Source organism: Nonomuraea sp. JJY05 (assembly GCF_043496855.1).
Lineage (GTDB): Bacteria > Actinomycetota > Actinomycetes > Streptosporangiales > Streptosporangiaceae > Nonomuraea.
Genome location: NZ_JBIEIS010000041.1, coordinates 113483 through 122801, shown reverse-complemented (window position 1 = coordinate 122801; position 9319 = coordinate 113483). Strand labels below are relative to the sequence as shown.

8 protein-coding genes and 1 pseudogene are annotated in these 9319 nt (G+C 70.0%); 6 read left to right on the top strand and 3 right to left on the bottom strand.

What is annotated here, in order from left to right:
* Nucleotides 1–288: pseudogene (locus ACFKCF_RS46260) on the top strand (hypothetical protein); the annotation flags it as partial.
* An 85-nt stretch (nucleotides 289–373) separates the two neighbouring features.
* Here the strand turns inward: ACFKCF_RS46260 and ACFKCF_RS46255 are convergent.
* Complete coding sequence (locus ACFKCF_RS46255; RefSeq protein ID WP_394501740.1) at nucleotides 374–1045, bottom strand: TetR/AcrR family transcriptional regulator; 672 nt, start codon at nucleotides 1043–1045, stop codon at nucleotides 374–376.
* 154 nt (nucleotides 1046–1199) lie between these two features.
* Between ACFKCF_RS46255 and ACFKCF_RS46250 the strand changes: the two genes are divergently transcribed.
* The 4 genes from ACFKCF_RS46250 (at nucleotide 1200) to ACFKCF_RS46235 (ending at nucleotide 5685) form a co-directional block, all read left to right on the top strand.
* Complete coding sequence (locus ACFKCF_RS46250; RefSeq protein WP_394501739.1) at nucleotides 1200–2423, top strand: oxygenase MpaB family protein; 1224 nt, start codon at nucleotides 1200–1202, stop codon at nucleotides 2421–2423.
* A 149-nt stretch (nucleotides 2424–2572) separates the two neighbouring features.
* Nucleotides 2573–3529, top strand: coding sequence for a D-alanine--D-alanine ligase family protein (locus tag ACFKCF_RS46245; protein ID WP_394501738.1), 957 nt, complete (start codon nucleotides 2573–2575; stop codon nucleotides 3527–3529).
* Nucleotides 3526–4908: a UDP-N-acetylmuramoyl-tripeptide--D-alanyl-D-alanine ligase gene (gene murF, locus ACFKCF_RS46240; RefSeq protein ID WP_394501737.1), complete on the top strand. Its 1383-nt coding sequence runs from the start codon at nucleotides 3526–3528 to the stop codon at nucleotides 4906–4908. Before ACFKCF_RS46245 ends, murF begins: the two co-directional genes overlap by 4 nt.
* Nucleotides 4909–4992: 84 nt before the next feature.
* Nucleotides 4993–5685, top strand: coding sequence for an aspartate/glutamate racemase family protein (locus tag ACFKCF_RS46235; RefSeq protein WP_394501736.1), 693 nt, complete (start codon nucleotides 4993–4995; stop codon nucleotides 5683–5685).
* 49 nt (nucleotides 5686–5734) lie between these two features.
* On the opposite strand, the gene ACFKCF_RS46230 is transcribed toward ACFKCF_RS46235, so the two are convergent.
* Nucleotides 5735–7777 carry an ATP-binding protein gene (locus ACFKCF_RS46230; protein ID WP_394501735.1) on the bottom strand — a complete coding sequence of 681 codons (2043 nt, stop codon included), beginning with the start codon at nucleotides 7775–7777 and terminating at the stop codon, nucleotides 5735–5737.
* A 99-nt stretch (nucleotides 7778–7876) separates the two neighbouring features.
* Entirely contained in the window at nucleotides 7877–8449 is a 573-nt protein-coding gene (vanY-N, locus tag ACFKCF_RS46225; RefSeq protein ID WP_394501734.1) for a D,D-peptidase/D,D-carboxypeptidase VanY-N, read from the bottom strand.
* Between the two features lie 190 nt (nucleotides 8450–8639).
* Here vanY-N and ACFKCF_RS46220 point away from each other — a divergent pair, with 190 nt between their 5' ends.
* The gene (locus ACFKCF_RS46220; protein ID WP_394501733.1) at nucleotides 8640–9314 is read left to right on the top strand and encodes a response regulator; all 675 of its coding nucleotides are present in this window, start codon (nucleotides 8640–8642) and stop codon (nucleotides 9312–9314) included.
* Nucleotides 9315–9319 lie beyond the last annotated feature (5 nt).

Below are 9319 nucleotides of genomic sequence, written 5' to 3'. Positions count from 1 at the left end.
AAGGTCATCGACTCGGCGGCCCTCGGCTCCAGCGGCACCGTCTACCTGACCTTCAACTCCGCCAACGGCAACAACTGCGTGGCCACGATCAAGAAGACCTCGCTCGGCAAGGCCACCGCCACCGCCGCCTTCCTGGAGGTCAAGGGCAAGACCCGGGCCACCGACACCGGCAACTTCGACTACTACGCCGGACCCGTACGGGCCGCCGCCGCCGACAAGTGCGTCAAGTGGGGCGGCAAGGCCGGGACGAGCACGTACGAGAGCCCCTTCGAACACTGCGGCGGCTGATCCGCCGACCCGATGACCGGTGGCCGGATCGCGCAGTTGGCGATCCGGCCACCGGCGGTTCGCACAGCCGGCGGGAGACCGGAGATCAGGCCGGCGGCTCCAGCATGGGCACGAGGAAGCGCCGGGCCACGGCAGCCAGTTGCTCGTCGTCGTCCAGGTCGATGATGGCACTGGGAATCGTCAGGAAAGAGGTCGAGATCCGCACCATCATCTCGGCGACGAGGTCGACGTCAAGGCTGCTCGACACGTTGCCCGCGCGTTGCTCGCTGCGGAGCTGTCCGGCGACGAAATGCCGCACGGTGGCGAGGGTCTGACCCCCGTCAGCCGTCATGGAGGGAACCAGCAGGTCTGGTTCCGTGGCGATGAGTCCGCCGATCAGCGGGTTGCCGTGAATGGCCCGCAATGAGCTTACGAAGCCCAGAACGACCCTGTCGGCAGCGGTGCCGGCTTGCTCTATGTCGATGAGGAACTGGTCGAAATAGCGGCGGAACTCCCGGCGCACCACATGTTCGATCAGCGTGTCCTTGGTGTCGAATCGCCGGTAGACCGTGATCCGCGACACCTTCGCCCGTCGGGCGACGTCCTCCATGGTGGAGCGCCTGATGCCCATCCGGCAGAACTGCTCGTACGCCGCGTCAAGGATGCGCGTCCGCAGCTCGTCGCCGTCGTCGACGCGCTCGACGGCATCGACATAGGCGCGCTCCAGCAACGAATCCGAGTCCGACAGTGCCACGAATCCGGACAGCACAGATTCCACGATCACCTCCTGTAGGGATTCTCCCTCAACTGCGGTCTTGTGATGCCCGTCACACTGTGCTCTGATGATGATACACAGACTCATGATTTGTATCTCAGTATCATCCATTTCTCGCATGCCCTGAGCGGGGCCCCACCTCGAAGGAGTGCAGAGCATGGCAGAGTTGAGCAGGCGCGAGATACTGATCTCGGGCACCGCCCTGGGAGCGCTCGGCGCGTTAGGGATGGCCTCCCCGGCCCAGGCGGACTCCCTGTCCGGCGACTGGACCTGGCCGGCCAGTGGTTCGATCGCGGGCTCCGGCAGCGGCGCCGACCCCCGGTGGGTGTGGGACGACGTGGCCGATCCGCTCCTCGCCTCGCTGCTCGACCGCGGCGCCATACCCGAGGTCAACCGGCTGCTGTACGACTGGAACCGCAACGACCAGCCTCTGCCCGCCGGGCTGCCGGAGGATCTGCGGGCCTTCATCGAGCAGGCGCGTCAGCTGCCCTCGTGGGCCGACCCCGCCTTGCTGGATGCCGGGGCGCGGTTCCACGCGCTCAAGGGCAACTACATCGTCGTCCTCACCATCGTCGGCGCCGGGATGCTGGCCACCGCCATTCCCAAGGAGGCACGCGCCGTCTATTACTCCGCGGGCGGCGCCGACCTGAAAGACCGGATCGCCAAGACGAACATCCTGGCGTACGCGGTCAGACCCCGGAACGCCTGGGGCGCCGGCGGCACGGCCGTGGTCGAGGCGGTGAAGACCCGGCTGGTGCACGCGGCCGTGCGGCACCTGCTGAAGTCGTCTCCCCACTGGTCCGGCCCCATCCCGATCAGCCAGGAGGACATGCTCGTCACGTGGCACACCCTGGCGACCTACTCCATGCGCGGGATGCGGGAGTGGAAGGTGCGCATCTCCTCCACCGAGGCCGCGGGCTACCTGCACTCGGTGCAGATGCTGGGGCACATGCTCGGCATCAGGGACGAGTTCCTCCCCGCCACCTGGGACTCCTCCTACGCCCAGTCGGACCTGGTCCTGCCCAGGAACATGGGGCCGACCCCGGAGGGGGTGGAACTCAACGCCATCCTGCGAAACATGCTCGCGGAGCTGACCAGCCCCGGCAGCATCGACAAGCCTCTCGTCAACGCGTTCTCCAGGTACCTCACCGGCAACCAGGTGGCCGACTGGAACGGCATCCGGCCCGAGCCGCTGTGGGACCCGGTGGTCAAGACCGCTTGGCCGCTGCTGGTGCAGTTCCGGGAGGGTGTGATCGGGCTGCCGCTGGTGCCCGCCGCCGCCTGGCTCCTCGACGAGATGGTCAAGAAGTGGACCACGTACTACCTCACCAAGGGAGCGCAAACCAAGATCGTGATTCCGACGGGCAACCGGCCCAGCTGATCACGGTCCCCTCCGGTCGGGAACTGGACAGCGAATGGCCTGGTAACCGGTCAGACGAGGAGCCGACACTCGGCAGGCTCATGCTGCGCCGGCGAACCCCGTGTTCGCCGGCCGTGCTGTCTCCGTGCCCTGAGGAAGGCTGATCGATCGTGACTGAACGCGTACGCGTGGCTGTGCTGGCGGGCGGGCCGTCCGCCGAGCATGAGGTGTCGCTGCAGTCGGCGCAGGCCGTGCTCGACGCTCTGCCGAGGGAGCTGTACGAGCCCGTCGCCGTCATCATCGACCGGCAGGGCAGGTGGCCGGTGGAGCTGCGACGCGAGTCGGCGGACGTGGTCTTCCCCGTGCTGCACGGGCCGTTCGGCGAGGACGGCGTCGTCCAGGGTCACCTGGAGACGCTCGGCATCCCGTACGTGGGCTGCGGCGTCCTGGCCTCTGCCGTGGCCATGAACAAGGTCGCGATGCGGCGCACGTTCCTGGCGGAGGACATTCCGGTCACCCCAGGCGTGTGGTTCACCGAGCACGAGTGGCGTACCACCACCGACCATCGGGGTCTGGTGAAGTCGCTCGACTGGCCGATGTACGTCAAACCGGCCAGCATGGGCTCCTCCATCGGCATCTCACGGGTCACCTCCATGGAGGAGCTGCGCGCGGGCGTGGATCTGGCGCTGGCCTACGACCGGGTGGTCATCGTCGAGCAGAGCGTGAGCGCGCGCGAGCTCATCTGCGGCGTGCTCGGCGGCTATGACACTCCGGACGCCTCGCTGCCCGGCGAGCTCATCGTGCCCGGCGACTGGCTCGACTATGAGGCCAAGTACCTCAGCCAGGCCGAGATCGCCATCATCCCTGCCGCGCTGCCGGAACGGGTGGCCGAGGAGGCACGCGAGCTGTCACTGCGCGCCTTCCGGGCGATCGGCGGCTACGGCCTGTCCCGTGTGGACTTCCTCTACGAGGAGGGCACGGGACGCCTGTACGTGCTGGAGATCAACACCATGCCCGGTTTCACCTCCCGTTCCGTCTACGCCAGGGCCTGGGCCGCAAGCGGTGTCCCGTACCCGGACCTGCTGCGCCGCCTCATCGACCTCGCGCTCGCCAGGAGTGGCTCGTGATCCCCATGACGCTGAACGAGATCGCGCAGGTCGTCGGCGCAAGCCTGTGTGACGTGGACGACCCGCAGGCGCTGGTGACGGCGCCCTCGGCGGTCGACTCCCGCGAGGTGGTGCCCGGCGGCCTGTTCGCCGCGACGGTCGGCGCCCGCGTCGACGGTCACGACTACGCGGCGGGTGCCGTCGCGGGCGGCGCCGTCGCCGTGCTGGCCTCAAGGCCCGTCGGCGTGCCCGCCCTCGTGGTCGAGGACGTCCAGCTCGCGATCGGCCTGCTGGCCAGGCACCTGCTCGAACACATCAGCCCGACCGTGATCGGCCTGACCGGCTCCGTGGGCAAGACCACGACCAAGGACCTGCTGGCCCAGGTGCTCGAACGGCACGCCGCGACGGTCGCCACCGACAGGTCGTTCAACAACGAGCTCGGGCTGCCGCTCACCGTGCTGCGCGCCGACGCCACCACCCGATACCTGGTGCTGGAGATGGGAGCGGGCCGGAAGGGCGACCTGACGTACCTGACCGGGCTCGCACCGCCTCAGATCGGGCTGGTGCTCAATGTCGGCACCGCGCACGTGGAGCGGATGGGAACCGGGCCGGCCGACGTGGCCGAGGCCAAGGGCGAGCTGGTCGAGGCGCTTGCGGCGGACGGGTTCGCGCTGCTCAACGCCGACGACCCGTACGTCATGGGCATGGCCGGCCGCACCAGAGCCAAGATCCTGTTGTACGGCCGGTCGCCGGAGGCGCGGGTGCGAGCCGAGGACGTGCGGATGGACGACCGGGCGCGAACCGCGTTCGAGTTGGTGACGCCCGCCGGGCGGGCCCCGGTCGAGCTCGACCTCATAGGCGAGCACCAGGTCAGCAACGCCCTGGCCGCCGCCGCCGTCGCCACCGTACTCGGCCTGGGCGTCGCCGAGATCGCCGATGGGCTGAACGCCGCACGGCGGCGCTCCGCGGGCCGGCTGGAGATCGTCGAACGACCTGACGGCATCACCGTCGTCAACGACGCCTACAACGCCAACCCCGAATCCATGCGGGCCGGGCTGCGGGCGGTGAAGGCCCTGGCCGGCACCCGTCGTACCGTCGCCGTGCTCGGCGCGATGGGGCAGCAGGCGGACGCCTCCCGCGCCCGGCACGCGGAGATGGGCCGGCTCGTCGCCAACCTCCGCTTCGACGTGCTGATCGCGGTCGGCGCGGGGGATCCGCTCGCGATGGCGGAGGCGGCGGAGTCCTCGAACCCGGGCGTGGCCGTCCACACCGTCGAGGACGTGGCCGGGGCCCTCAGGCTGGCCACCGCGCTGCTCGAACCGGGAGACGTGGTGTTCGTCAAGGCTTCCAGCGAGATCGGGCTCGGTGCCTGCGCCCGTGCGCTGGCGGCGCCGAGCTGAGCACGGGGCTGAGCAGCTTTTGGTCTGCTGAATGAGCAGGCACTCCGTCTAGCCTGCCGGCACAAGCTGGCGAAACGGAGTTCCATGCGCACTATAGGTCTCATCGGCGGGTTGAGCTGGGAATCGACGGTGATCTACTACCAGATCATCAACCAGCGGATCCGCGAGCGACTCGGCGGCAGCCATTCCGCCAACAGCCTCATCTGGTCGGTCGACTACACGACCGTCGAGGAGCTGATCTTCGCCGACCGCTGGGACGAGGTGAGCACGTTGCTGACCGGTGCCGGCAGGAAACTGGAGGAGCTCGGCGCCGGCCTCCTGCTCGTCTGCAGCAACACCTTCAGCCGGGTGAGCGACGACGTGGAGCGGGCCGTGAGCGTGCCCGTGCTGCACATCGCCGACGCCGTGGGCGCCGAGATCCGCGCCAGGGGCATGCGCAAGGTCGGGCTGCTCGGCACGCAGTTCACCATGGAGCATCCCTTCTACCGGGATCGGCTGGCCGCCCACGGCTTCGACGTGGTCGTCCCGCGGCGTGAGCAGCGGGAGCTGGTGCATCGCGTGATCTTCGACGAACTGGTGCGCGGGGTGCTCCGGGAATCGTCCAGGGACGCGTACGCCCGGATCGTCGACGATCTCGCAGCCGACGGCGCTGAAGGCGTCATCCTCGGCTGTACGGAGATCGAGCTGCTGATCAGCGAGAAGGACAGCGCCGTCCCGGTGCTGCCGAGCGCCCGGCTGCACGCGGAGGCGGCGGCCGGCTTCGCGCTCGCCGGCTGACATGCCCTCTGCCGCGTTCGCCGCCGCACGCGCCGGCGCGTGCGGCGGCTCAGGTGGATCGGTACGCCGGCGCGTCGGTGCCGTACAGCTCCCGGTGCCACAGGTCGGCGCAGACACGTTCGATGCCGGCCGTCAGATGGCGGCGGTAGGTGGTGAAAGGCAGGCCGAGTCGTTCCGCGGCCAGCTCCTGGGTGGGCGTGCCGCGGAGGAAGGTGACCGACAGCGCCCGGTGGAACTTGACCGCCCGCGGATCCTCACGCAGGTCCTCGATCGCCTGGCGGAGCAGGTCGCCCAGTGCCGTGGCCGGGTCCTGCCCGGCCCGCTCGGCGATCAGCCTGGTGCGCGTCAGCGGGGAAGCGGCCAGCGCGTCCGGCCGCGACAGCTGGCGCAACGCCTTGCGCACCGCCTCGGCGAACTCCGCCTGGGACAGCACCGCCAGTCTCACCGTCGCGGCGCTCGGGCCGCCGGCAGGTCCCACGGCGAGCAGTCGGTTCGTCCGCTCCAGCCACGCCTGCGCCGGCACCGCGCGCCAGTCATGAACGAGCAGGGTGTACGCGTCATCCCCCTGCCGTGGCCGCTCGGAGATGTCACGCATCCCCCAATGCCGTAAACGCTCCACCCACGCCTGGTTCGGATGCCGTATCTCGATATATGACCATGCCATCCGCTCGGCCCGCAAACAGTTGCCGATCACTCGCCGCTGGATCACCTCCATCACCGGCGAGTTGCCGCGATACGGCGGCAGCGCCCAGATCCGGCTGACCGCCAGATGCTCACCGGCGCGCAACGGCGTGGTGGCACGCGCATGCGCCCACGCCAGGGCCACGATGGGATCGGCCGACAGCTCCTCCTCATCGAGTTCCGCCAACCGCAACCACGCGGAGAAGGCCACGGGCTCGCCGGTTTCGGTCCGCCGATACAGCCGGAACGCCTGCGGCTGACGTTCCGCCCAGAAGGCGGCGCAGGCCGCGGACGCCGCGCCCTCCCCCGCCGTCGCCACCCGGAGCAGCGTGCCGACGTCCTCCTCCCGCAACGCCTCTTCCTGGAACTCGCCCTCGTCGTGGCGGCCGTGGAAACCGGCCGGCGCCCCGTTGTCGCGATGCAGGTAGAGCAGCGCCGCCACCGCGCCGGGCACGTCGGCGTCGCCCGCCGTGCGCACCCTCTCCGCCAGATGCGCATGCATGCGGTCGTGCATCACCGCGTACCTCTCGGGATCCCGCCATCGCAGGTCCGCCTCCAGCACCTCCCGTACCACGTCATGCGGGAACAACCCGGCGCCGCCCGACTCCACGAACGGCAACCGCCGCAGCCACCGGAACAACCTCCCGGCGTCCTCGGGCAAGATCGCCCGCAGCAGCTCCTCCGTCGTCCTGTACGCATGCGCGCAGATCTCCAGGGCACGCCGGTGCGCCGCCGAAGGCAACTCACCCACCAGCTGATCCAGCAACGCGGCCACCACGTCCTGATGCGGCGTCCACCGCCTGCCGGCCCCGCCGTCCTTCACCGCCACGGCCGCCCCCACCAGCAGCGCCAGCGGATGACCACCGGCGAAGGCCAGCAGGGGCTCGCGTGACTCGGCCGGTACCCCTGAGGAGTCCATCAGGGCCTGCGCAGCTCCGGCCCGCAGGGGGCGCAGCGGCAGTACCTCCAGCGCGCCCGCCCATCCCGGATCCGCCTGCCACCGCATGTCCGGCGGGTTCCGGCCCGCGATCACCACCAGCGCCCCCACGGGCACCCGCGGCAGGAACCGCTCGCGCAGCCATCCCTCCAAGGGCTGAATTCGTTCGAAGTTGTCGACCAGCAGCACCGCGTCCGCATCGCGGAGCACCAGCCCGGCCTCGGTCCCCAACATGCGCCCGTCCACCATGGACACCGGCCGCCCCGCCACCGCGGCCTCGTGGGCGAACCGCCGCAACAAGGCCGACTTCCCGATGCCGCCGGGACCGTGCACGTACAGAACGCTGCAGCCGCCGCCGTACAACGCCGCTTTGAAAACCGCGAGCTCTTCCTCCCGGCCCACGAACGCCGTCTCGCGCGCCGCTTGCAGGCGCCATCCCAGCGATCCGGACCGGTTGTCATTTTCCGATGACATACCCCTAGCACCTCTCCGACGCCCCTGGGGCGCGCTGGTCGGATCATCGGTTCGGTCCCGGGCCCGAATCGCGCACGTGGACCCGGACCCGGATCTGGGCTACAGCTGGTCCCCGTTCCCGATGACGTGGCCCACGCCAGGGTGAGGTCGCCGTCGAGGTGGCGTGCCGCCGCTGTCCGGGCGGTACTCGAAGTGCCACCACTCGTTGTCGTACATGCGGTAGAGGTCGTAGCGGGCGCCGTGTTCCTCGAGCCAGCGCGCGCCTTCGTGGGGGCGCACGTCCAGCGCGATGCCCTTGACGTGGGAGGATTCCGCCGCCGGTAGCACGAGCATGCGTGCCGAGATCGGGGAGCCGGAGCGGCGCACCTCCTCGTCGAACATCCGCTGCTGGACATGGGGGTCGCGGTATCCCGAGGTGAGGCCGAGGAGCTGGCCGTGGCGCCACAGCGCCTCGGTGCGCGCCGCGGTGAACGCCGCCATGGCTCCGTCGGTGAGCCCGGTGAGGTCCTCGGCGGGGAATCGCATCCGCAAAGCCCAGCGGCAGGCCCATTCGCGGGCATGGCCGGGATGGCGAACGACCGCCGCGGGCAGCAGGAGCACGGCCAGCACCAGCGTGACCGCGGCGTACAGCCGGTCTCGGGGCCGAGGTGGGATCGTGCGTGGTTCGTCCATGACGAATCACGATCGGCGACGAATGTGCGCGGGTTGTCCGCCGAATGTCACCGTTTCTCGACGGCGGCGCCGCCGGCGCGACCGTGACACAACCATGACACGGCGCGGACGAGGCGGAGACACGGACGGCCGACAGTAGATTAGGTTGACCGGGGGGCGAGTTACGGAGCAGGCTGTGATACTCGGCGGCGTGTCGCGAGTGTTGTTGATCGAGGATGACCCGGCCGTGCGGGAGGGCCTTGAGCTGGCCCTGACCCGGCACGGGCACCGGGTGAACGCGGTGGAGTCCGGCGAGCAGGGGCTGGACCGGCTGCGTATGGGCCTTCCCGACGTCGTCGTGCTCGATCTGATGTTGCCCGGCATCGATGGGTTCGAGGTCTGCCGCCGCATCCGGGCCACCGGGGAGGTGCCGATCATCATGCTGACCGCGCGCGGCGACGACATCGACGTGGTGGCCGGGTTGGAGGCGGGCGCCGACGACTACGTGGTCAAGCCGGTGCAGCCCAGGGTGCTCGAGGCGCGCATTCGCGCGGTGCTCCGGCGGATCGGCCGCGACCAGGCGGAGCTGGAGCGGCACGGGGACCTGACCATCGATCGGGCCGGGCTGGTGGTCGCCAACCGCGGCGTGCCGGTCAGCCTCGCCCCGACCGAGTTGCGCCTGCTGCTCGAACTCTCCGGCACGCCGGGCCGGGTGCACAGCCGCCAGCAGCTGCTGGAGTCGGTGTGGGAGCACGGGTATTTCGGCGACTCGCGTCTCGTGGACGCGTGCGTGCAGCGGTTGCGCGCGAAGATCGAGGACGACTCGGCGGCCCCCGTCTACGTGCAGACGGTGCGTGGGTTCGGGTACCGGTTCGGGCCGGTGTGAGCCGC

What these genes read in the sequence shown, in the direction of transcription:
- vanY-N (WP_394501734.1), bottom strand. Translation starts at nt 8,449, where the DNA reads ATGGACGAACCACGCACGATCCCACCTCGGCCCCGAGACCGGCTGTAC.
- ACFKCF_RS46250 (WP_394501739.1), top strand. Translation starts at nt 1,200, where the DNA reads ATGGCAGAGTTGAGCAGGCGCGAGATACTGATCTCGGGCACCGCCCTG.
- ACFKCF_RS46235 (WP_394501736.1), top strand. Translation starts at nt 4,993, where the DNA reads ATGCGCACTATAGGTCTCATCGGCGGGTTGAGCTGGGAATCGACGGTG.
- ACFKCF_RS46230 (WP_394501735.1), bottom strand. Translation starts at nt 7,777, where the DNA reads ATGTCATCGGAAAATGACAACCGGTCCGGATCGCTGGGATGGCGCCTG.